Source organism: Spirosoma flavum (assembly GCF_042686045.1).
In the GTDB taxonomy this organism is placed as follows: domain Bacteria; phylum Bacteroidota; class Bacteroidia; order Cytophagales; family Spirosomataceae; genus Spirosoma; species Spirosoma flavum.
Genome location: NZ_JBHUOM010000019.1, coordinates 414292 through 438648 on the forward strand (window position 1 = coordinate 414292; position 24357 = coordinate 438648).

The 24357-nt window shown below is 48.2% G+C and carries 18 protein-coding genes; 9 read left to right on the forward strand and 9 right to left on the reverse strand.

Annotated features, from left to right (window positions below; translation table 11 throughout):
- Positions 1 to 45: 45 nt before the first annotated feature.
- The 5 genes from thrA to ACFS25_RS18775 form a co-directional block, all read right to left on the reverse strand.
- Complete coding sequence (gene thrA / locus ACFS25_RS18755; protein WP_381504070.1) at positions 46 to 2502, reverse strand: bifunctional aspartate kinase/homoserine dehydrogenase I; 2457 nt, start codon at positions 2500 to 2502, stop codon at positions 46 to 48.
- Positions 2503 to 2723: 221 nt separating this feature from the next.
- Positions 2724 to 3218 (reverse strand): DUF4126 family protein, encoded by a 495-nt coding sequence (locus tag ACFS25_RS18760; protein WP_381504072.1) that lies wholly within the window; start codon positions 3216 to 3218, stop codon positions 2724 to 2726.
- Positions 3219 to 3311: 93 nt separating this feature from the next.
- Complete coding sequence (locus ACFS25_RS18765) at positions 3312 to 4598, reverse strand: MFS transporter (protein WP_381504074.1); 1287 nt, start codon at positions 4596 to 4598, stop codon at positions 3312 to 3314.
- 234 nt (positions 4599 to 4832) lie between these two features.
- Complete coding sequence (locus ACFS25_RS18770; RefSeq protein ID WP_381504076.1) at positions 4833 to 6845, reverse strand: glycoside hydrolase family 97 protein; 2013 nt, start codon at positions 6843 to 6845, stop codon at positions 4833 to 4835.
- Positions 6845 to 7075, reverse strand: a complete 231-nt coding sequence (locus ACFS25_RS18775; RefSeq protein WP_381504078.1) for a nuclear transport factor 2 family protein — start codon at positions 7073 to 7075, stop codon at positions 6845 to 6847. The genes ACFS25_RS18770 and ACFS25_RS18775 overlap by 1 nt, the downstream gene beginning before the upstream one ends.
- Before the next feature lie 389 nt (positions 7076 to 7464).
- Here ACFS25_RS18775 and ACFS25_RS18780 point away from each other — a divergent pair, with 389 nt between their 5' ends.
- From ACFS25_RS18780 to ACFS25_RS18800, 5 genes are all read left to right on the forward strand, one after another.
- A complete protein-coding gene (locus tag ACFS25_RS18780) occupies positions 7465 to 8181 on the forward strand; it encodes a ferritin-like domain-containing protein (protein ID WP_381504080.1) in 717 nt (238 codons plus the stop codon).
- 15 nt (positions 8182 to 8196) lie between these two features.
- A complete protein-coding gene (locus ACFS25_RS18785) occupies positions 8197 to 8940 on the forward strand; it encodes a ferritin-like domain-containing protein (RefSeq protein WP_381504081.1) in 744 nt (247 codons plus the stop codon).
- 155 nt (positions 8941 to 9095) lie between these two features.
- Complete coding sequence (locus ACFS25_RS18790; RefSeq protein ID WP_381504083.1) at positions 9096 to 10451, forward strand: neutral/alkaline non-lysosomal ceramidase N-terminal domain-containing protein; 1356 nt, start codon at positions 9096 to 9098, stop codon at positions 10449 to 10451.
- A 6-nt stretch (positions 10452 to 10457) separates the two neighbouring features.
- A complete protein-coding gene (locus tag ACFS25_RS18795) occupies positions 10458 to 13046 on the forward strand; it encodes a glycoside hydrolase family 9 protein (RefSeq protein ID WP_381504084.1) in 2589 nt (862 codons plus the stop codon).
- A gap of 64 nt (positions 13047 to 13110) precedes the next feature.
- The gene (locus ACFS25_RS18800) at positions 13111 to 13401 is read left to right on the forward strand and encodes a hypothetical protein (RefSeq protein WP_381504086.1); all 291 of its coding nucleotides are present in this window, start codon (positions 13111 to 13113) and stop codon (positions 13399 to 13401) included.
- A gap of 7 nt (positions 13402 to 13408) precedes the next feature.
- Here the strand turns inward: ACFS25_RS18800 and ACFS25_RS18805 are convergent, their stop codons facing one another.
- The 4 genes from ACFS25_RS18805 to ACFS25_RS18820 form a co-directional block, all read right to left on the reverse strand.
- Positions 13409 to 14620 carry an ATP-grasp domain-containing protein gene (locus ACFS25_RS18805; protein WP_381504088.1) on the reverse strand — a complete coding sequence of 404 codons (1212 nt, stop codon included), beginning with the start codon at positions 14618 to 14620 and terminating at the stop codon, positions 13409 to 13411.
- A 60-nt stretch (positions 14621 to 14680) separates the two neighbouring features.
- Positions 14681 to 16156 (reverse strand): leucyl aminopeptidase family protein, encoded by a 1476-nt coding sequence (locus tag ACFS25_RS18810; protein ID WP_381504090.1) that lies wholly within the window; start codon positions 16154 to 16156, stop codon positions 14681 to 14683.
- Positions 16157 to 16165: 9 nt separating this feature from the next.
- Positions 16166 to 17242, reverse strand: a complete 1077-nt coding sequence (locus ACFS25_RS18815) for an alpha/beta hydrolase (RefSeq protein WP_381504092.1) — start codon at positions 17240 to 17242, stop codon at positions 16166 to 16168.
- Positions 17243 to 17330: 88 nt separating this feature from the next.
- The gene (locus ACFS25_RS18820; protein ID WP_381504094.1) at positions 17331 to 17759 is read right to left on the reverse strand and encodes a response regulator; all 429 of its coding nucleotides are present in this window, start codon (positions 17757 to 17759) and stop codon (positions 17331 to 17333) included.
- A gap of 420 nt (positions 17760 to 18179) precedes the next feature.
- On the opposite strand from ACFS25_RS18820, the gene ACFS25_RS18825 reads away from it, so the two are divergent.
- From ACFS25_RS18825 to ACFS25_RS18840, 4 genes are all read left to right on the forward strand, one after another.
- The gene (locus tag ACFS25_RS18825) at positions 18180 to 19346 is read left to right on the forward strand and encodes a DUF4856 domain-containing protein (RefSeq protein WP_381504095.1); all 1167 of its coding nucleotides are present in this window, start codon (positions 18180 to 18182) and stop codon (positions 19344 to 19346) included.
- A gap of 73 nt (positions 19347 to 19419) precedes the next feature.
- A complete protein-coding gene (locus ACFS25_RS18830) occupies positions 19420 to 20583 on the forward strand; it encodes an imelysin family protein (protein WP_381504097.1) in 1164 nt (387 codons plus the stop codon).
- 15 nt (positions 20584 to 20598) lie between these two features.
- Positions 20599 to 21948 (forward strand): HTTM domain-containing protein, encoded by a 1350-nt coding sequence (locus tag ACFS25_RS18835; RefSeq protein WP_381504098.1) that lies wholly within the window; start codon positions 20599 to 20601, stop codon positions 21946 to 21948.
- Positions 21926 to 24343: a TonB-dependent receptor domain-containing protein gene (locus ACFS25_RS18840; protein WP_381504099.1), complete on the forward strand. Its 2418-nt coding sequence runs from the start codon at positions 21926 to 21928 to the stop codon at positions 24341 to 24343. Before ACFS25_RS18835 ends, ACFS25_RS18840 begins: the two co-directional genes overlap by 23 nt.
- Positions 24344 to 24357: the final 14 nt, after the last annotated feature.

Here is a 24357-nt window from a genome sequence, read left to right on the forward strand (position 1 = left end):
TGTTTTATGGTTGATTTAGTAGGATAGCTATGTCCAATTTATGGGCTACGCTAAATAACTCCCGATGCTAACCACGTCGGCAAACACACCCGATGCCGTCACTTCAGCACCCGCACCGGGTCCTTTGATAACTAGTGGCCGATCCTTATACCGTTCTGTCGTAAATGAGACGATATTATCGGCTCCGGTTAGCTGATAGAAAGGATGCTCCGCACTCACCGGACGCAAGCCGATTGTGGCTTTGTTATTCTCAAAACTGGCCACAAACCGTAGTTTTTCGCCATTCGCTTCGGCTGTACTAAGTAGGTTTTCGAAGTAGGCATTATTGTTTTCCAATTCCTCGAAAAAGGCCGGAATTGTGGGTGCATCCAGGCACGATTGTGGCAGAAGATTATTGATTGTTACGTCTTCTGGTTCGAGCGGAAAACCAGCTTCGCGCGCTAGAATCAATATTTTCCGAGCTACGTCCTGACCGCTCAAATCGTCGCGGGGATCGGGTTCAGTATACCCTTTTTCTTTGGCTTCCCGCACCACATCGGCGAAGGAAGTGCCAGGGCGAAACGTATTGAAAATGAACGACAACGTACCCGATAAAATCGCTTCGATTTTCAGGAAGCGATCGCCGGAGGTCATTAGTCCCTGCACCGTGTTGATAATCGGCAGACCGGCTCCCACGTTGGTTTCATACAGGAACTTGACACCCCGGTTTAGGGCGGTGCGCTGCAACCGTCGGTATTCGGCATACGGACCGGAATTGGCTACTTTATTGGGCGTTACAACCGAGATATTAGCATCTAACAACGACTCGTAAAACTGTACAATATCTTTGTCTGATGTGCAGTCGATGAATACCGAGTTAGGCAGGTTGTAATCCTTAATTTTTTCAACAAACGCTGGCAACGACGTCGTGACGCCTTCGGTCAGAAGCCGCTCCCGCCAATCGTCCAGCGAGACACCTTTTGAATCGAGCAGCATCTTCTTGGTATTCGTCATTCCCACTACGCAAACCTTCAATAACTTTTCTAACCGTAAATATTCCGATTGGTCGAAAATCTGTTTTAGAAGCGTTTTTCCGATCAATCCCGTGCCGACCAGATACAAATTCAACACCCTCGCTTCGGACTGAAAGAAGATGTTATGCAGCGAGTTAAGGGCTTTTGAGAGATTATTTTTGTTAATAACCACCGAGATATTAATTTCCGACGACCCCTGCGCCACCGCTACAATATTGACCCCGTTTTTACCCAGTACCGAAAACAGTTTCCCGGCAATACCAGAGCTTTTCTTCATCCCCTCGCCCACCGTGGCAATGACCGACAAATCGCGCTCAATGGCAATGTTGTCAATGTGACCGTGCGAGATTTCGATGGCAAATTCGGCATCCAGGATTGTCTTGACATTTTCGGCTCCGCGCGGGTCGATGGCAAAGCAAATCGAGTGCTCCGACGATGCCTGCGAAATCAGAATCACGCTGATTTTGTGAGCCGCCAGCACGCCAAATAATTTGGCAGATACCCCGGCCACGCCAATCATGCCGGAGCCCTGCACGTTCACAAGCGCGATGTCGTCGATGCTCGAAATACCCGTAATGGTGTACTGTCGCCGTTCGGCGGTTCGGCTCACCACCGTGCCCTCGTGCGTTGGATTAAACGTATTCAGCACGCGAACGGGAATGTTGCGGGCAAAAGCCGGTTGCAGACTCGGTGGGTAAATCACTTTCGCCCCAAAATGTGACAATTCCATCGCTTCGGCGTAGGTAATTGTCGGGATATTGAACGCATTGGGCACCTTGCGCGGATCGGCGGTCATCATGCCATCAACGTCAGTCCAGATATCAATGATTTCAGCATTCAGAGCCGCACCCAAAATCGACGCGGTATAATCTGAACCGCCCCGGCCAAGGGTTGTCGTTTCGTTTTTCTCAGTTGAGCCAATAAAGCCCGTAACCATCTGGAGATCTGTTGTCTTGGCGAAATAATCCTGAATTAGTTGATTTGTTAGCGTATAGTTTACCTCGGCTTGGCCGAATTGTGTATCGGTTTTGATGATCTTACGAGCATCGCAGAACTGCGCGGGAATACCCCGGCTTTTTACGCATTCGGTAAGAATCGTTGTGGAAAGGCGTTCGCCGAAACTAGTAATAAGATCGTGGGTGCGGAGCGTCAGCTCCCGAATAAGTGACACACCACGCAACAGGTCTTCCAGCTCATTGATAATTCCCCGCACATTTGCAAACACTTTGCTCTGTTCTTTCACCGGAATTAGTGCCTTCACGACGTTGAAGTGTCGATCTTCAATCCGTCGAACCAGTTCCATATAATCGGTTTCCCCGCTTGTAGCCATGCGTCCGATTTCGATGAGTTGGTTGGTAATGCCACCCATCGCCGAAAATACAACTGCTATCTGATCGCCCTTTTGGCGATGGTTTTCAATGATTTGGATAACCTGCTTTATACTTTCTACGGACCCAACCGAGGTGCCGCCAAATTTAAGAACCTGCATTACTACAAATCGAAAAGGTGAATGCGCGCGCTGGCGTACCAGCAAAAGAGTGTCCCATCAGTAAGGTGATTACTCTATTCGCGCAAGTTAATCAGGAAGCAGTTGATGAAAGTAATTCCGGGACGGCAAAGATACTAGAGGAAGCCCACTTCTGAGCAATTTCAACAGAAAAGGCGCACTCTGAAGTGCGCCTTTTCTGTTACCTATTTCACTAAAATATGTTAGAATGCGTTACGAAGCGATGCACTTTCGTTGACGGTAAGCCATCCCGCACCCATCGTCAGCGCATCTTCGGCAACGGCTACCAGCGGATCGGGCAAGCCTTTTTCGTGGGTCAGCCAGTGGCGCAGGTGAAAAAAGGCAAATGTGCCGACAACGGCACCCAATGCGCCTAAAACAGCCCCCGAAGCAACCGGCTCATCATCGGCTTCGGTTAAGGCGGCTCCAGATAATGCACCCGATACAATGCGGCCCAACATTTGTGGAAATTTAGTACGATCCGGGCTACTGGGTAACTTATCACCAACCAGTTCTCCACCAGCCAATACAGCCAGCGTAGTTGCAGTTTTGGTAGAGGTCAAGAAATGAAGAGGTGAATCCGATAGGGGACCGGGCGTCATGTGCGACAATTTGTGGCTAACAAATGCGGGTGCCGACATGGCACGCATGCCCGCAACGATACCTATCTGGAAGGCATTTAAGTATGTTCGATTCATGTTATTTTATGTTGAGTTAGTTAGTAACCGGCCAACAACGAGGTTTGTTTGGCTAGTTACCGGGATGCCCACGCCAACAACATCATCGTGTCGTCAGGCGCTGGCAGGTTTGGCTTCCGGTTGTTCTTCCTCCTTTCGTTGCATCACAGTTTTATCGGTATATTTCCTGGCTTCTTCCGGCAGGCGCAGTGTCCACCATACAACGACAACTGACGACAGGGCACAAAAAATAAAAGGCGCTTTCATACTCACGCCCGACAGCAGACTGTTGACTAGGGCCGTCACGAAACTAGCCAGCCCACCCAGCGCCTGAATATTACCGAACACTTCGCCCTGGCCACCCCCATCCTGCGTCACCTCAGACAGAATACCCCCGATTAGCCCGCCAATCAGCGAGACGGTAAGTGCGTCAATACCCGCCACCACATACAGCAGCGTTACCGATGACTCCGAAAAACAGTAACCTGTCTGCAAGACAATGCTGAGAAGGATGATGCCAATAATGGTTTTTCGTTTATTAACATGACTAACGATATACCGGAAAAACACAATGTTGGCGAGGAAGGCTAACCCACCAAAATAGAGGAAGAAGTAGGCCGTATCTAACGGTTCCATTCCCAGATCGCTCTGAGTTAGAAATGCTACAAAAAAAGCATAGTAACCGAATCCAAGCGTCGCCAGCATGTTCAGGATAAAGATCGGTTTGATACCCGGAACCTTTTTATCAGACTCGGACAACTGATCCCATATTGTTTTGATTTTCAACGAGCTAAGGGCTTTATCTCGCAGCTCCTTAAACTCGACTTTTTCTCTCGGCTTATCATTCGTTTCCTTAAAAAAAAGAGCCAGCACGATATTCAGACCGCCCAAACTAAGAATCATAATAATCAGTGGAAGGGCATCATGGCGGGCTTCGTTCAGGCTTAGCAACAATAGAGCACCGAACATGGGACCAATAAAGGCTCCGCCCCCGACGATGAAGCTTAGCATGCCTGAATATTTAACGAGATCTTCCCCCTGCGTTATATCGGCCATAGACGAACGCAAAACGGCGTAGAGGCCATTTGTCCCCCCTTTAGAAACTCGGTTAGCCACGTAGCCCCAAGCTTGCACCGGCAGCAAAAGGAATGACGACAACAGCGAAACAATGGTAGCGGCAATAGCGACTGGCCGGCGGCCAACTTTGTCGGATAGAAGACCAACAGCGGGCGAAAAGGCTAATTGAACAGCTAACATCAGGGCAGTTCCACCAGTAAGCCATATAGCTTTAGCGGGCAAATCTGCCACGAATTTAATCAGTAAAGCACCCAGAGCACCGGCAACAACAACATCAATCACGGCAATAGCAAAAATCAACAGCAACCGGCGGTCTTTAAACATAACGTTAGTCTACAAAATATCGAAACTTGATTAAGCATCTTACATTAAGTAGATAAGCGTCAAAGTGATTGTCCTAAAAGTCTAAAAAGGAGGGAATATTATTGAATAGACTGATCCTGTTTGAATAATTATACGCGAGCCGCTATTGTTACAACTCTCTCCAAAATGCCGGAACCATTGCCTCACAGAACGTGACAATGTTTGTTTCAACTAAGAAAATAAATGTTTGACGATTCATAGTTTTCGCAGCCGCATCACCTGACCTCCACCCGAGGCCAGTTTTATCGTCAGCACGTCGGTACGGCTAATCGTGCGGGTTTGCTGCGTCAGATGGTTAGGATTCTGGGCAACGTCGGGCGCATCAGAATAGAGTTCGGCAGAGTATTTACCATCCGGCAGAAAATCAAACTTAACCGGTATGTCCCGCGCTGTCGAGTTCGTGATACTGCCAATAAACCAATCGGTGCCTTTTCTTCGGGCAAGCGTAATGTATTGATTAACGTCGGCGTTCAGGACGCGAACCTCATCCCAGATTGTTGGTACCTGCGCCAGAAAATCGAAACCCGGCTGGCCTTTGTACGCATCAGGATAATCGGCAATCATACCCAAATAACTTTCGAGCACCACATACATAGCCATGTGGTGACAGCGGGTGCCGTGCATGAGTGGCCGGGTGTACTGAATTTTATACTGGCTATTGGGCACCGCCCGGAAACCGCCAAGATGCATATCCATCGGCCCGGCAAGCAACCGCGTAAACGGGAACGAAAGGTCGTGGTCGGGCGTGGCTAAGCCACTCCATTTGGCTGTTTCATAATTGAGGGTTGCCTCGCGGGTCAACTCATTTGGATAAGTGCGGTGCATTCCTGTTGGTTTGTAGGCACCGTGAAACTGAATATGCAACTTGTGGCGAGCTGCCGAGCGCAGAATTTCAGTTTGAATATTGACCATTTCCTGATCGTCGCGATCCATAAAATCCACCATCAAGCCACTGAGCCCCCACTTTTCATACTGCGTAAAAACTTCTTCCAACTTCGGATAGAGCGCAGACCAAAACACCCAAACCCGGATGCCTACACCCCGTTGTTTGGCATAGTCGCAAACCTGCTGCATATCCAGACCGGGCACTGCCTTAGCCGCATTGACATTCGGCCCCGGCACAAATCCGGCTCCATCATTCACATACCATTCATGCAAGCCATACTCAACGACCGAATGATACTCTATGTGGTTGGCAGCACAGAAATCAATGTAGTACTTCTGCGTCTCAAAATTATTGCCCGGTGCAAATGTCGTGTCTGGTGTTATATTGCCGTTCCACCAGGGGAAGGTGGTTTTGCCCGGTTTCAACCACGATACGTCCGGGATTTTGCAGGGTTCATTCAGGCTTGTGAGCATGTTCGATTCAATCAATGTGCCAACCCGGTCTCCAATGAGCATTACCCGCCAGGGCGTTTTGTGCGGCAAAACGGCTTTTACTTTTTCCGACCCGGCGGCTCGGCTGGGTTGGTTCGGCAGGGGCGAAAGCTGACTGGTTAAAACTGAAACGCCGGGCGTACCGGAACGTCCATTTCTCTTTGTCAAATACATCCCGGCATAATCGTTTAAAGCCGCTTCGGTGATGGCCAGATAGGTTTTATCAGGAAATTCAAACAGCGCTGGCATGTCCATTAACGTATCATTCTTAATACTGCCAAGTGGGATAGTCGTGTATAAACCTTCGTGCGAACTCGTATAGTTGGGCAGAAACAACGCACGAACGGTGGGGTTCTGCATCAGCCGGAAGGTTGTATTTTCGTCCGTCAGTGTGTAGGACGCCCAATTTTGCTGCTTCGGAAATTCGTAGCGAAACGCTACGCCGTCATCAAATACGTGGACAATCAAGTTAATCTGCCGCTTACTGGCAACCTTCTCGCTCAATGGAATAACTGCCTCACGGCAATAATTTCTGGCCGTCTTAACCTTGCCAACCACCAGTTCGTAGGTTTCATCAATTAGCCGAATCGTTGGCGTATTCTGGAAAAGATTTGGCCCAAATACCCCTGTTCCCTGAAACACTAAACTTAATTCCGACTTATCAATGAGCGTCTTTTTGTCGAACGTGACACGGTAGGTTGGGGCATTTTTAGTCAGGTTAAACGAGAAAATAATTCGTCCGTTGGGCGATGCAACATGCAGCTCTTTCTGAGCTAGAGCTGACGCTATGGACACGAAAAACAGTAGGATACTTAATTGACTAGTTTTCATTAAAATATAGAATTGACATTAGTCGATATTAGCGGAATAAGCTGCAAGACATTCCAGTGTTCAACGATTTTGGCCGTATCGTCGAAACGAAAAGTATCGATACCGGCCCAGTCTTCAAGGCCCAACCCATCTACCATAGACCATTGCTGAAAGCAGTGGAGAACAACCAGATTTCCTTCCGCAACTGCTCGTTTCACCTCCACGCGTTTACCGGAATACGTCTTCGTCATACGGTCAAAATAGGCGATACACCCTTCCTTGCTATCACCTACCGCCGGATTGTGCTAAATGTATTCGTCGCCGACATAGTGTGTAATAGCTTCAGCCGGTTTGCATTGATTGACTGTCATAAAAAATCAGTAGCATTCTGCTTATTTTGCTCCAGCTGCTTCATCTTTATACAGTTATGCCATTAGAAGGACAGGTAGTATATCTATCTACCATACGAAAGGGTAACGAACTTATTTGGGGCTGAATTTATAGCCGTAATCACCTTCTTTCAGTAACCCGTTTACCTATTTCTGGGGGGAAAATAAATCCAAGTCCGAAAAGTTGCCGTAAGTGTGTTAAACCGTCTGGCAAAATTGCGGTTATATTGACACACTTAATTAAACTCGTTATGAGCAAGCAACAGAATGAATCGGGCCTGACCATGTTGCCAGGCCAATTGGAGCCGGTGATGGTAGGCCGCCGGTTGTTTCTGCGCTACGCAGGCGCTTTTGCCGCAGGTGGCGCCCTTTTGGCATCCTGCAAAGAAGGAGAAGAAAACCCAACAACAGTGATGGCCCCTGTCGACTTAGGCACGGGCGATTTCGGCATTCTTAACTATGCCTATGCGTTGGAACAGTTAGAAGCAGCTTTTTATACGCAGGTAATTGCCACACCATACAACGGCATGACGGATGCAGAAAAAACACTGCTGACCGATATCCGCGATCACGAAATTATTCACCGCGAGTTTTTCAAAGCAGCTTTAGGAACAAACGCCATTGGCGCACTAACACCAAATTTTAGTGGTATTACATTCAGCGATCGGGGTAGCGTATTAGGAACAGCTAAAGCCTTTGAAGATCTGGGCGTATCGGCTTACAACGGAGCAGGACCACTTATTACGGATGTTAATTATTTGGCACTGGCTGGTAAGATTGTGTCGGTGGAAGCCCGCCATGCAGCCGCTATCCGCGACTTGCTGAATCCAAAATCGGCGGACTTCGCCGGTGACGATGTGGTTGCACCTACAACTGGACTCGATGCTGCCAATAAACCAGCAGTTGTGCTGCCTATCGCGCAGAAGTACGTGAAAACGCAGATTACGGCCACTAACCTCCCCATGTAAACCTGATACAACGCCATGAATCTATTTAAATTAATATCTGAAATTGAACAGGCTGATCCCGAAATTAGTGAGCGTTTCAGCTTCTATTCACGTCGGAATCTCCTCAAATTTAGTTCAAAGCTGATAGCAGCAGGCATTCCAACCCTTGTTGCAGCCAGCCTTAACAAAGCACTTGCCCAAACGACCACCGCACCATCGCAGGCGGCTATTGATGTGGCAAACTTTGCTCTCACGCTCGAATACCTTGAGGACGAATTTTACCGCACAGGTCTTGGCACAGCAGGATTAGTACCAGCTTCTGACTTGGCGGTTATCAATCAAATCAGCAAACACGAAACGGCACACGTTGCCCTTTTAAAAGGAGCATTAGGCGCGGCTGCAATAGCCAAACCAACATTCAAATACCCAGCCGGGACATTTACGAGTTATGCAGCATTTCTGGCTACAGCCCGTGCTTTAGAAGATACAGGGGTTCAAGCATACAAAGGTCAGGCGGGTAACTTAATTAACGACAAAGGTATTTTGCAGGTCGCCCTGCAAATTCACTCTGTCGAAGCCCGACACGCATCGGAAGTTCGTCGGATGCTGGGTATGAAAGGATGGGTTTCTGATCCAACACAGACTACATTTACCCAGGGGGGCGTTAATCTAAAAACGCTGCCAAACGTGACAGGCATAACAGATGATAATTTCCGGGGAGCCTTTGACGAACCATTGACCAAAGCTCAGGTTTTGGCCGCTGCAGCCCCGTTCTTATAACAAAAAATCATATATAGGGAGGCCGGGAAACCGGTAGGGTGACGGAAGGCATCGGGGATTTTCTCCGGTGCCTTTTTTTGTTTTCGTATTGCTTTCCCATCCGTTTGTTTTTTCGTTGCTTGCAGACAAATTCGTTAACACTGGCTGCAAGCCGTATGAAATTCCTCCGTATTTTCCTGAAAGTCCTACTGGGATTTATTGTTTTTATTCTTCTATTTCTGGCAATTAGTTTAGCTCCGGTCGATGATACGCCGTACCAGCAAATGCCTTATTATGCCCACACCAGGCAGCGATTGGCACAACTCACTTCCTCTCCGGCGGCAAAGTTTCCGATTCGGGCGGGTTGGGCAAAAGCAACTATTACGCCCCCTTACTCTACACCAACGGGTGGCTATGGTGCCCGGCGCGGCAAGCACTGGCATATTATCAGCGATTCGATTTTTGCTAGGGCTATCGTACTTGATAATGGCGGCACAAAAGTCGCTATGGTGGGACTTGACGTGCTTATTACACCCCCAACTGTTGTAGAAGCTCTCAAAAAACGGTTGCCCGAAGTCGGATTACGGTGGGAGAATGTCTATATGGGTGCCATTCACTCGCACAATAGCGTAGGCGGTTGGGCACCGGGCATAGTGGGCCAACTGATTGCGGGCGGCTATGATGAGAAAATTATAACCCGCATTACCGACGGTGTGCTCAATGCGATTCGGGCTGCTCAGGGCAACATGGCTCCTGTGCAGGTTGGTTTTGGCCAGATCGACGCCAGTGACCTCATCTATAATCGTATCAGTTCCTCTGGTCCAACAGGCCCACTCGACGGCATGATTCGGCTATTAAAGTTGAAAAAATCAACCGGCGAATCAGCCCTACTTTGCACCTTTGCGGGTCATCCGACACTTTTTGACGACGACAAATGGAATTATCTCAGCCGCGATTATCCGGGTTCGCTGGTAGACCGGCTGGAAAAAAAATCGGCTGACTTTGCCGTGTTTATGGCAGGTGCCGTTGGTAGCACAGGGCCGCAGGCGCGGGGTAAAACAGATTTTCAGGAAGTTCGAAATTACGCGGGTGATTTAGCCCTGCGCATCGAACGCACTGTTCCACAAATACAGACGAAGCCCGACAGCACTCTTTCTATACTCACGCTGCCACTTGACCTGCGCGAACCCCACCCCCGTGTTATTGGCAACTGGCGCGTGCGGCCCTGGTTCTTTTACGCCGTTTATGGTGATTACCCTTCAGATTTGAAAGCCCTGCGAGTGGGTAAAACAGTGCTGCTTGGCACACCCTGCGACTTCTCCGGCGAGTTAGTTGCCGATTTCAAACCGCTAGCCGCTCAAAAAGGCGTTAACGTAATCATTACCAGCTTCGATGGCGGGTACATTGGTTATGTAACACCCGACAAATATTATAACCGATCGACTGCCGAAACCCGTGATATGAACTGGTTCGGGCCGTATAATGGGGCTTATTTTGAGGAAATGATGATGGGATTATTGAAAAAAATATAGCGAGTTATGTCCGACAAAAAACGCTTTAATACAGTGTTCTTGAGCTTGGTGCTGGTAGTAGCATTCAGTTTAGTGGCTCTTGTCGTTCACAAAGAGGAACCCGCCGTCATACGGATTAACCTGCTTGGCTACCGGCCAGATAGCCCCAAGATAGCCGTTTGGGGAAGTATGAGTGACCAACCAGTGACCAGGTTTCAACTCATCGATGAGCAGACAAATCAGGAAATTCAGAACCTATCGGTTGGCCTGGCATTTGGCGAATATGGTCCGTTCAAGCAAACGTACCGGCTCGATTTCTCGGTCTTTCGAAAATCAGGTCATTATCATTTGCAGACCGATGATGGAACCCGTTCGCCCAGTTTTCGCATTGGCGAAGACGTTTATAGCGGTAAGGCTGACTTTTGTCTGCGTTATATGCGCCAGCAGCGCAGCGGCTATAATCCGTTTTTAAAAGACTCCTGCCATACTCATGACGGCTACACTATGTATGGCCCTATGCCCGACAGTACGCATATAAACGTATCGGGCGGCTGGCACGATGCCACCGACTATTTACAATATGTAACCACCTCTGCCAATGCCACTTATCATCTGCTGGCTGCCCTGCGCGATTTCCCAACGGCCTTTGGTGATACTCATCAAGCCAATGGACTGGATGGTGCCAATGGTCAACCCGACGTGCTTGACGAAGCCCACTGGGGTCTTGACTGGCTATTAAAAATGCACCCTACTGACGATTGGCTATTCAATCAGCTCGCCGATGACCGCGACCATGTTGGTTTCCGTTTGCCGAAGGAGGATGCCTTTTACGGGAAAGGGTTTGAGCGGCCCGTTTACTTTGCTACCGGAAAGCCACAGGGCCTGTTTAAATACAAAAATCGGGCAACGGGTGTGGCCTCCACAGCCGGTAAAGTTAGCAGTGCGTTGGCGCTGGGTTACCAAATGATCCGTAAAAGTCAACCTACGTATGCAAACAAGCTTTGGCAACGGTCGCAATCGGCGTATAAACTTGGGCTGGAAAAACCCGGCAATAGTCAGACGGCGCCAGGCCGGGCGCCTTATTTCTACGAAGAAGACAATTACACCGATGACATGGAATTGGCCACTATTGAGCAACTCAACGCCACAGGAGCAACCGGTGTACAAGCGACTAAGTGGCAGAATACAGCGTTGGAATTTGCCCGTCGGGAACCGATAACGCCTTGGATTCTGAACGATACAGCGCGGCATTATCAATGGTATCCATTTGTGAATGTCGGTCATGTTGAACTGGCAAAACGCTTACTTACCCGCAACAGAAAAACCGTCACTGATTTTTATAAATCGGGAATTGACATTATTTGGAAACGGGCGCGACAAAATGCGTTTTATCGAGGTGTACCCTTTATCTGGTGCAGCAATAATCTCACCACTTCCTTTGCCACACAGTGCTTCTGGTACCGGCAACTCACTGGCGACAAACAATTTACGGCGCTCGAACAGGCTAACTTTGACTGGTTATTTGGCTGTAATCCCTGGGGAACGAGTTTTGTCTATGGCCTCCCCGCCAATGCCGATACACCCATTGATCCACACTCGTCGTTTACGATCCTGAACAACTATCCGATTGATGGCGGGCTAGTCGATGGGCCAGTGCGGGGTAGTATTTATGGAAATCTGCTTGGTATAACTCTCCACGAGGCTGATGAATATGCGCCTTTCCAAAGCAAAGTAGCCGTATATCATGATGATTATGGGGACTTTAGCACCAACGAACCAACAATGGATGGGACGGCATCTCTCATTTATTTACTGGCGGCTAAACATACGGAGAAACTTACACCTGTCCGACGTACTGGTGGGCAGCAGAAGGGTAAACAGCCAGTCAAGAAATTAACCCGGGTAACATCCATCGACCCTAAATCAACTTATTTTAGTGGAGCAAAAATTAGGGGAGACACCACTGTTCGACGACTGGCGCTGGTATTTACCGGCGATGAGTTTGCCGATGGTGGCTCAACTATCACCCGAACGTTGCGAAAGCATAATGTCCGGGCTTCGTTTTTTCTGACCGGGCGTTTTTTACGAAACCCAACAGTTGCCTTGCTGGTCAAACAACTAAATCAGGATGGGCATTTCCTCGGCCCACACTCCGATCAGCATTTGTTGTATTGCGACTGGACCAACCGCGACAGTTTACTCGTTAGTCACAAACAATTTGTAGACGATTTACGCGCTAACTACGCAGCTTTAGCTAGATTCAGTACGCTTAAAAATACGAAAAAAGTATTTTTGCCACCTTACGAATGGTACAATGACAGCATTGCCGTTTGGACAAAGGCCGAAGGAATACAACTTATCAATTATACCCCCGGCCTGTTGAGTCATGCCGACTATACCACTCCTCAAGAGAGGAACTACCGCAGCAGTGCCACTATTCTGCAATCCATCCGCACATATGAACAGCGGAAACAGGCTGGACTAAACGGATTTATTTTGCTGATGCACATCGGTACAGCATCTAGCCGTACGGATAAACTTTACAACCACCTGGACGAGCTACTAACCGAACTCCACCAAAAAGCCTACCAACTTGTGCGCGTTGATGAGTTGTAAAACTAACTTGAAACCTTACGCATGAATGCGGGTTGATATAGTACTCAACAAACTATCTTTTCCTATGCGTCCTCTCTTCGTGTGTTTCGCTATTAGTTTATTTAGTTCAACGTGTTTCGGTCAGAGTCAGGCCGATTCGTCAAAGACAACTCAGGAACCCGTTCAAAAACAGGTTTCTATTCCGGGGGTCGATACCCCCACTTCCGGTCCTGGAATGACGGCACAGATGCCAACGAATCCTATGCCGCCTGCTCAGAGCAACAAAAAGCGAAAAACGTCACCCCCCAGCGACCCAAGGGCATTTGGTGTGGGTATACCCGTTGGTAAAACGAAGAAAGATACGTTGAGAGATTGACCAGGCGTCAACTTGTTGGTTTGTCGGGTAGTGGGGCCGATGCGTGGAACTCTTCATAAATCCGGTGCATGTAGTCATCCAGCAGGGTTCTGATACGGACTCGGTCGTTGGACTGAATAATTAGCCCGACGTGGTATTCACGGTTCATACGCCAGAAAATTTCCGGTTCGGTAAATACGGATAGGTCGGGCCATTGTTGCCGGGCCAGCGATACAATAAGTCCGGCATGACTACCTCCGTCAACAGGCGGCACGTAATGTTCTTTACGGGCAACGGCGGTTTCAAGTTTGGCCCACTCACTCCAAAGATTCACACCCGACGCAGCTTCAACCATCTCAGCAATATGTGCACCGCCCACGCGTGAGGCTGTTTCCAGAAAATACAGTTCACCATCGTGATCACCCCGAATGTATTCGGAATGCGACGCACTGTATCGCATTCCGAAAGCGGCCATCACCTGATCGTTAATCTGGCAGAGGGCATCGGTTTCGGGTGTATGGAGGGGGAGCGTTCCTGTGCGAAATACCCCGCCCCCATGGGCTACTTCCATCGGGGTAGCCAGATATTGACTTACCCGCGTGAAAACGGCTTTGCCGTCAACTGATAGGGAATCGACATGATAGACCTTCCCCGGCTTAAATTCTTCGATGAGGTAGTTGTGCCGGTTGTTGCCCAGCAAATGAACAGCCGACCACGCTTCGTCTAAAGTATGCACTTTGCGGATGCCAGTCGCCGATGCCTCCGAACGTGGTTTGATAAGCCAGGGAGCCTCCGTAGTTTGCAAAAATGCCGTGACGGTTTGATCGTGAAAAAGCGAACAAAATGCCGGAACACGAATGCCAGCGGCAAAAGCCCGCGTTCGCATGGCCAGTTTATCGCGGAAATAGCGGGAGGTCGTTTGGCCCATTCCATCAATGCGGAACGTCTCCCGAATTAAGGCTCCTTTCTCAACATCGAAGTCATCTAAAGCTACCACCCGGTCAATTTGGCGGGAGCGCATGGCATGAGCCAGCCCCAGCACCATTTGCGCCAGATCGTCGGGGGCGTTGCTGGGCGAGGGCAGAAAAAACATCTCGTCGATCGACTCTCGGGGCCATGCTTCGTTGGCAAGTTTCTGATCGGTCAATAGATAAACTGTGTTACCCAACTCTTTGCAGGTCCGCATGAAATCCTGCCCCTTTAAGAAGGTGGCAATGCACAGAAAAGACAATTGGCTCATAAGCTGCGATAATATTTTGCCAAAAAAGATACGGCCAAATGACCAAACAACGAATTTTTCTTACTTATTTTCTGCAAGAAGCAACTGTAAGTAGGCTATCAACAAGCGAATCCCAAATCCGGTTGCGTTTTTTTGCGAACCAAATTCTGTATCGGCAAACGCCATCCCTGCAATATCCAGGTGCGCCCAGGCGGGGTGTTTTTCAGAAAACACCTCCAGAAACTTAGCCGCACTGATAGCTCCGGCAATGGGTTTACCACTGTAATTTTTCAGGTCGGCCACATCCGATTTTATGTCTTCCTGGTAAACGTCCCAAAGCGGTAGTCGCCACAGTTGCTCGCCTGTCTGGTTGGCGGCTTCGGTAAGTTGAGCAGCTAATGTATCATTTTGGGTGAACATTCCAGCCGCATGATACCCTAAAGCCGCAATAACGTTTCCTGTCAGGGTGGCCAGGTCAATCAACACATCGGGTTGGAAATTGCGCATCATATAGCCCAGACCGTCGGCCAGAATTACACGTCCTTCGGCGTCAGTATCAATGACTTCGATGGTTTTGCCAGAGTAGGCTGTAACGACATCGCCGGGCTTTGTCGAGCGGCCATCAGTCGAGTTTTCTGTTGCCGGAACAATACCAATCACATGAATCGGCAGTTTCAGTTTAGCCGCCACTTCTACGGTTCCGAGTACGGCTGCTGCCCCGCCCATGTCACTTTTCATAAGGTGCATACTGGCCGACGTCTTAATGGAAACGCCACCCGTATCGAACGTGACGCCTTTTCCTACCAAGCCTACTTTCCGGGGGTTGGGAACACCTTCGGGTTTATACTCGGCAATAATCAGTACAGGCGGCACATCGCTACCCTGGCTAACACTTAGTAAGGCACCCAACTTTTGGCGTTCCAATTCAGCTTTGTCTAGTACTGTTACCGCATACCTATACTGACTTCCTGATGCCATGGTCCAGTCGGCCAGGGTTTGTGGATTTTTATAGTTGGCGGGCGCGTTCATCAAATCCAGCATTTGCCGTTGGGTTTGGGCAATGGCTTCAGCACGCGTCAACGCTTCCTGCGCGGTTGTCTGTTGCTCAGCCGTTACGTAGAGGGTTAGCTCTCCGGCATCAGAAAAGAAAACCGGACCATCGGCCTTATCCGTCTGATAGAGTTTCAGGTCGTAGCCACCTCCGCGAACACCCAGCACAACCCCTTCGATTATAGCCCCGTTAAACGCAGACAACTCAATACCGAGTTGCGCTGGCAATTTAGTCTTATGGTCAAAGAAGAATTTTCGGAAAGACCGCAGCCAGTCCATTTCCTGCGGATCAGTCCCCAAACCCAGTAAGTACGTTTTTTGTCCGTTCGGGCCATAGACAGCAAGCACTTCTTTAGCCTCAGCTTTAAAATCGCGTTGCAGCACTTCGTCGGATAAACCCAATTGCTGGGTTAGGCTGGTCAATTGATCGGCCAGCGTAACCGTTTGCACTATTGGAATAACTAGATCGCCGATAACGGGTGATTGGGTATTTAGGGTAATAGTCATGTTGCTTTATTAATAAAATAACCATTCTACTGCTTTTGGAAATTCGCGACTCCAGTGAGCTTCCTGATGCGTACCCGTTGGGTCAACCGACAGGTGAATATCGATTGCATTTCCCCCGTACTGCTGGCGGACTAATGCTTCATTAAAGCGTTGGATATTAGGCACCATATACTTCGATTCCTGTTCGCCACCGTAAGCATATATTTTTATGGGCACCGGGGCCCGAAATCGAATGGCATCAAAATAAATTTTAGGCGAAATCCAGAGCGAGGGAGAAAATACCATCAGTCGCCCGAACACATCAGGGTGCATGAGTCCGGCATAAATACTAATCAGGCCGCCCAATGAACTCCCGCCAATGCCCGTATGAGCGGCATCGGATAGCGTTCGAAACGTTTGGTCAACGAGGGGCTTTACTGTGCGCCGAATAAAGTCTAAATAGTACTGTCCTTTTCCAGCGCCAGCCCGCGTGCGGTGAAACGTAAATTCCTGAATTCTGTCGTCGTGGCCATGGTCAATTGAAACCAAAATTACTTCGTGATGATTTCGGGCAGCCAGCAAAGCCATTTTCTGATCGACTTCCCAACTTCCGTACCCAGCGCCCCCACCAAACAGATTCTGACCGTCGTGTAAATACAGAACAGGATAGTGTTTCCCCGAATCAGCATAATCGTGGGGAAGCAGCACATGAACCCGGCGTGTCTGGCCGAGTTTCGGTGCCGTAAATGTATCGCCAAGTAGTTCTATTTTGGGCAGAAACTCAGGGTTGAACGGCATACCAAACCACCGCCAGTGGGGTACATATTCCTGTTTTGAATTCACAGAACGCGATATAGTCCGATTGGTAACGCTCGCGCCCGATGCATCCAACTCGACATGATCCCACCCACCTCGCGTGTATTTATACTCTAGTGTAGTGGGTAGGTCTATATCATCAGGGAACTCATACACAAACTGGCCCGGCCCAATGGACTGCATTCGAAAAAAATCTAAATCGGGAAGCCAGTCACAAAAATTGCCCGACACAAATACCGGACGATCATCATTGATGTGCGTACTCAATTCTAAACGTAGTGATGAAGACATACATTTAGAATCGGATACCAGGGGGAGTTGGTTCAGAATATGCCAGGAAAGTTAGCTAAGTAGGAATAGAATACTATCCTTAGGCTGTTTAGGCCAGTTCCCATTGTTTGGTTAAATCGTCAACCAGGGTCAACAGCTGATTGTAGCTGGCAGGCTTCGTCATAAACTGATTAGCCCCCAGTGCTAAACTACGCTGGATATCGAATGTATCCGACGAAGTAGTCAGCATTACAACGGGCAAATGGGCAAACGTAGGTGTGTTACGGAGTTGCCGAAGTGTCTCGAACCCGTTTTGGCGAGTCATATTAATATCGAGCAAAATCAATTGGGGCAAGTGCGTACAGGTCGCTAGCTTCGGTAAAAGCTGGTCACCATCGGTAAGCGTCAGTACGTTGATGGGCCGTTGTGTATGCTCAAAAGCAGAACAAATAAAAAGCCGGTCGTCTTCGTCGTCGTCAACGACCCAAACAGTTGGGGCATCCGAATGCCCAAAGTCCGCAGGCGAGTGAAAAGCCATGACGAATAAACGTTAGAGGTGAAGTGCACTAAAGAATTTAATTGACTCGCCGACTGACTACGGCGTATTATAATGAGCCGATGAGCAAAGCCAACCTTACTATTTAAGTAACGTTTTTCTCCGTTCGGCAGCTTTGTATCTATACGACTAAAAGAAATTGAATCACTAGTATAAACTCGGTTAAGATTGAGCCAAATATATTCTCTTACTGAGCATAATTTACTTACTTATTATTTAATTAATCAAAATTTAACTGTTTTTCCTACTATTCATGACAAGTTTATTGATAGACTCAATAAGGACAACTCGTTTAACAGTATGTACTTACATAAATTTTTAAATTTATTTTTAATACCTACTTATAATTAGTCTAAATACCTTCTACTTTTGTCGAAACATTCCATAGTAGAAAAATACATAATGCTAAGACCTACTTCACTCTATCGATTTATCCCTGTTGTACTGCTTGTTGCTAGTTTGTCAGCTTGTAAAGACGACGAAAATCCGACTACGGTTACCCCGCAACTTCGCAAGTCCGTTGAGTATACAAAACTAACTGACACCACTACGTACGCGAATTTTTTCGTAGATGAGACCGGGGCTAAAACTGTGGACCTGACCACCGGTGCTAACCGCCTTTTGATATTCCGAGCCATCAACACGTACAATGGCACAGCAGTTGGCACTGGCGCTACGCTGGATGCCACCGTGTTGAAAAACATGTTTTCGAATACAGGTAGCCCATTTTCGGGTACGGCTAATACAGCCTTAAATACCTCGGGGGTGCAGTTGCGTAATGTAACAGCATCGTCGTTACCAGCGGCTGATGCCGAGAAAGAACGGCTACGAGTTGAGGAAGGTTTTCCTAAAATTGCGACGGCCAGCCAATCGGTAACGGCTACGGCTTCGGAAGGAAAAGCGGGCAAACTAGGAACTTACCTCGTTGATGCACAAGGAATTGAGTGGGGACAAATCATTCAAAAAGGATTGATCGGCGCTTTTCAAGTCGATTATATCGGCAACGTTCTGCTAAGTGACAAGAATTTTTCGCTGGACAACACGACACTGGTTGCTGGCAAAAAATACACGCAGTTAGAACAAAATTGGGATGAAATCTACGGTATCCTTACGGCAAACACGATTTACGGTAGTAAAGCTACAGCTACCTCATCAGGTGAAAGTTTTATCGGTTCCTACCTTTGGGAATACAATATCACTGATTTCCCGAAGATTCACTCGGCATTGCTAAAAGGTCGAGCGGCTATCGTTAATAACGACACGAAGGTTCTGAAAGAACAGGCCGCTTTCATTCATTTGGCCATGGAAAAAGCTATTTCTGGTGCTGCATTAGGGTACCTGAGCAAATGGAAAACCGGCACTACAGATGCGGCTCGCGCCCATGCAATGGGCGAAGGGCTGGGCTTTATATATAGCCTGCGTTATGCTACGCTGAACAAAGCAGATGCTGCGTTTTCGGATGCTATTCTTACTGGCCTGATTGGAGCGCCAAATGGTTTCTGGGGCCTGACCAATGCCAAAATTGATGCAGCTTCGGCGGCCATCAAAACGAAATTCAATGTGCTTTAAGCTGGCTTAATGCCTCATTATTTACTCATTACAGAGCGGTACAACGAGTATCGCTCTGTCCCTTTTTTACGTCATGATAAAAAATAGGTGGAAACAAATCGGGTTTATGTGTGCGTTTATGAGCGCACTATGGGCATGCTCGGGAAGTAGTTCTGACACACCAACGCCAACGACGCCAACCAACCCAGTCGATCAGGCGAGCAGTGATCGTAAAGCAATGCTGACAAATATCGCGGACAATATCATCCTGCCCAGCTACGCGAATTTCAAGACAAAACTTGACCTGATGCTAACCAAATCGGATGCGTTTACAGCTAAACCTGATAAAGCATCATTAACTGATTTTCGGCAAGCCTGGGTTGACGCTTATACAGAATGGCAGAAAGTCGAACTGTTCGATGTGGGCCCTGCGGAGCAGTATACACTCCGCAACTTTTTCAATATATACCCAACCAACACTACTGGAATTGAGGATTACATTACGGCTGGTTCGGGAGCATTTGACTTGCCAGCCTCGTATCCTAAACAGGGTTTCCCGGCGTTGGATTATCTCATTAATGGCCTTGATGCAACCGACGACGCTATTGTAGCCCGCTACACAACGGCGGCTGATGCCCCCAAACGCATTGCTTACCTGAAACGGCTGACTACCCAAATGAATACGCAGTTTACGACGGTGTATACGGCGTGGACTACAGGTGGTTACAGAGACACATTCGTCAATTGCACAGCGTTAAATGCAGGCTGTTCAACGTCGAAACTGGTAAATGGTTACGTACTCAATTATGAACGCTACATCCGGTCGGGGAAATTCGGTATTCCGTCGGGAGCCATGAGTAACGGCACAGTCGCCCCCGACAAAATTGAAGGGTATTACAAAAAGGACATATCGTTGACGTTGGCCAAAACAGCGCATCAGGCGTCAATTGATCTCTTTAACGGAAAGAGCGTAAAAACCGGCCTGGAAGGACCGAGCCTGAAAACGTACCTCAATTCGCTTGGTGCCAAAGATAGCAGTACGGGAACGTCGCTGGTCGATATTATCAATAAGCAGTTTGATGCAGTCAATCAGCAACTTACTACACTAAAGCCCAATCTGTCTGACGAAATAAAAACCAACGATGCGGCTGTTGTGCTGGTGTACACTCAAATGCAGAAAGCCGTGAGGATGCTCAAGGTTGACATGACTACGGCTATGAGCATCACGATCACCTATACCGACAACGACGGCGACTAGCCGGACCTTGATTCTATGCGGAATTATTTTCGCGAAACTACTTCTGCGGCTCCGCTGGCCGTTTTCAGACTTCTGTTTGGACTAATGCTCTTCGGGAGCATTGTCCGTTTTTGGAGTAAGGGCTGGATTGCGGACTTGTATATTAAACCGCGCTATTTTTTTCCGTTCTACGGCTTCGAATTTGTGAAGCCGTTAGGCATTTACACCTACGTCCTGTTCGCCGTTTGTGGTCTATCGGCGCTATTCGTGGCGGTGGGATTGTTTTACCGGGCCGCCATTGTGAGCTTATTTCTGAGTTTCACGTACATCGAACTGATTGACAAAAGCACGTATCTCAACCACTACTATTTCACGAGTATGGTTTGTTTCCTGCTGGTTTTCCTACCTGCCCATGTCTATTTTTCGGTAGATGCGTACCGAAATCGGAGGTTATTAGCCGACCAGATTCCGGCCTGGTGTATCGATTCGATGAAGTTGTTTGTGGGCTTACTGTACTTTTTCGCGGGTTTAGCCAAGCTGAACAGTGACTGGCTACTGAATGCTCTACCCCTACGCATCTGGCTACCAGCGCATAACGACCTTCCTGTGGTTGGTTTTTTATTCAACTATCCCTGGATACCGATCGCCTTTAGTTGGTTTGGCTGTTTATATGATCTGAGTATTCCCTTTCTACTCTGGAATCGCCAAACGCGTCCCTGGGCGTATGCCGCTGTGGTCGTGTTTCATGGGTTAACGGCCTTTCTGTTTCCAATCGGCATGTTTCCGTACATTATGATTGTGACCGCGCTGATTTTTTTCTCAGCTCACTTTCATCTAACCCTCATCCGGAGATTAGGCAAGCTTTGCTTCTTACCAACTTCTTTTCTTTTAGCCCACAGAACATACATCTATACCCCTGTGATAGCGAAAAGCATACGGGGCTTGCTTGTGTTTTTCTTCGCTATTCAGTTGATGTTCCCGCTCCGTTACCTGCTATATCCAGGCGAATTATTCTGGACGGAACAGGGCTACCGGTTTTCGTGGCGGGTAATGCTGATGGAGAAAGCGGGATACGCTCAGTTTACAGTTAAAGACAATTCAGGTCATCGAACCATTGTTAACAACACCGAATTTCTGACGCCCCTACAGGAAAAAATGATGGCTACCCAGCCAGATATGCTGCTGCAATACGCGCATTTACTACGCGATTATTACGCTCAACACGGTTTCCAAAAACCGGAGGTATATGTTGACTCGTACGTAGCCCTCAATGGTCGCCTGGGAAAACCAATGATTAACCCCGAGACAAATCTGGCTAACGAGCAGGACTCATTTAAAAATAAAGAGTGGATCACCTCCTTCAATGACAAAATTTACGGTTTTTAGTTTTCTTCTCTTTTTCGCAACGGCTGTTTCTGCCCAACACCAGCTTTCGGGAACGGTACAGACTCGCCACGACAGTTCGGCGGTTTTTGGCTGCACAATCTATCTGAACGATGGCAAACGTAGTACGACCACCGATAGTGCAGGTAAATTCATGTTTACGAACCTGCCCAATGGTCAATACGTTTTGCATACCAGTTGCCCCGATTTCAAAACAGCAAAGCAAACAACAACTATTGCCGGACGTGATCAATTCGTACTAATTCGACTGGTTAGCCGACTCGAAACGCTGGATGAAGTAACCGTCACCGACAAGCAATCTGACTTTGGCTTTACCCGTATGCGGGGTGTTGAAAGCATGGGAATTTATGAAGGCAAGAAATCAGAAGTTATTATCCCCGATCAGCTGGTAGCAAACTTATCGACTAATAACGCCCGGCAGATTTACGCGCGTGTTGCTGGCTTAAACATATGGGAAAATGAAGGCGGAGGTCTACAACTAAGCATTGGCGGGCGAGGCCTTGACCCCAATCGAAGCTCTAATTTCAACGTGCGCCAGAACGGTTACGACATCAGTGCCGACGCGTTAGGCTACCCGGAGAGTTATTACACGCCACCGATAGAAGCTGTTGGCCGGATTCAGATTGTGCGAGGAGCGGCTTCACTTCAGTATGGTACGCAGTTTGGCGGGTTGCTCAATTTTGTCATGAAAAAGCCAGTAGCCAACCGCAAGTTTGAACTGATCGCTCGGCAAAGCATCGGGTCATTTGGCTTTTACAATGCGTTCGTTAGTGCTAGTGGTACAGTTGGCAAGTTGAGTTATTACACATTTTTTCAATACAAAAAGGGCGATGGCTGGCGGCCTAATTCGCACTTCACCAATTACACCGCTTTCGTCGATATTGATTACCATTTTTCGGAGAATACAACGCTGGGTTTCGACATGACCCAAATGAGTTATCTGGCCCAGCAACCGGGCGGCCTGACCGACGCCATGTTTGCCGAAAATCCCCGACAAAGCAACCGGGAGCGGAACTGGTTTAAGGTGAACTGGACCATGCCCGCCCTGCATTTCGACCATAAATTCAACGCCAATAACGAGTTTAATCTTCGGGTTTTCGGCTTGTATGCGTATCGGTATTCGCTTGGTTTCCGCCCCAACCGTGTGGCCAGCATTGACGATAATAGCGAGCGAGATTTGATCAAAGGCGATTTTCAGAATTACGGGGCAGAAGCTCGTTATTTAAAACGGTATTCTGTAGGTAAGCAGCAGGCCGTTTTGCTGGTGGGTGGCCGCTATTATCACGGCTATAACCATAGCATACAAGGTTTGGGGAGCACGGGTAAAGATGCCAATTTTAACTTCGTCGATACCGACCAGGCAATTGCCTCCGACTACCAGTTTCCGAATCGAAATGTGTCCCTCTTTGCCGAAAATATTTTGTACGTAGGTGATAAATTATCAATTACGCCCGGCGTCCGCTTCGAGTATATTCACACAACGGCCAACGGTTTTTATGGCACCATCACACGCGATTTAGCAGGGAATATCATCAATGCTACCCGAACGAATGAATTGCGCACGAATGGACGGCAATTTGTGCTGGGTGGATTGGGAATAAGTTACAAACCAACCGCGCAGTTGGATGTATATGGCAACATTTCGCAGAACTACCGTTCGATCACATTTAGCGATATGCGAATTGCCAATCCATCATCGGTAATTGATCCGAATCTGCAAGATGAAAAAGGGTATTCCATTGATCTGGGTGTTCGCAGTACACAAACGACGCTCTACAACTTCGACGTTAGTGCTTTCTATCTGAACTATAATAACCGCATTGGCGAAGTGCAATTCTACGACGCAAACGACCGGGTTCTTCGGCGACGCGGCAACATTGGTCAAGCCGTTATTATGGGGTTAGAGTCCTACGCTGAGGGCGACTTTCTACGGTTAGCAAATCCGCTGAATCCCAATCTGAGTGGGGTTATATTTGTCAATGTAGCGCTAATTCACTCTACGTACAAAGCCAGCGAAATTGCCGGAGTGACGGGCAATCAGGTTGAGTTTGTCCCAAATGTAAACCTAAAAAGTGGTGTCCGATTGGGCTATAAAAATTTGAAAGCCTCGTTTCAATACACGTATCTATCCAACCAGTTTTCTGACGCGACCAATTCGCGCGAAGGGGGCGTTTCGGCGGTTATCGGTCTAATTCCAGCCTACGCCATCATGGATGCCAGTTTGTCCTATCAGTTCAGCCGGTTTCGTCTGGAAGGCAGTCTGAATAATCTAGCGAATACAGCCTACTTTACGCGACGGGCAACAGGCTATCCGGGACCGGGCATTCTACCTTCTGATGGGCGGGGTATTTACCTAACGGTGCAAGTGAAATTGTAAGGTGGCAAACCAGA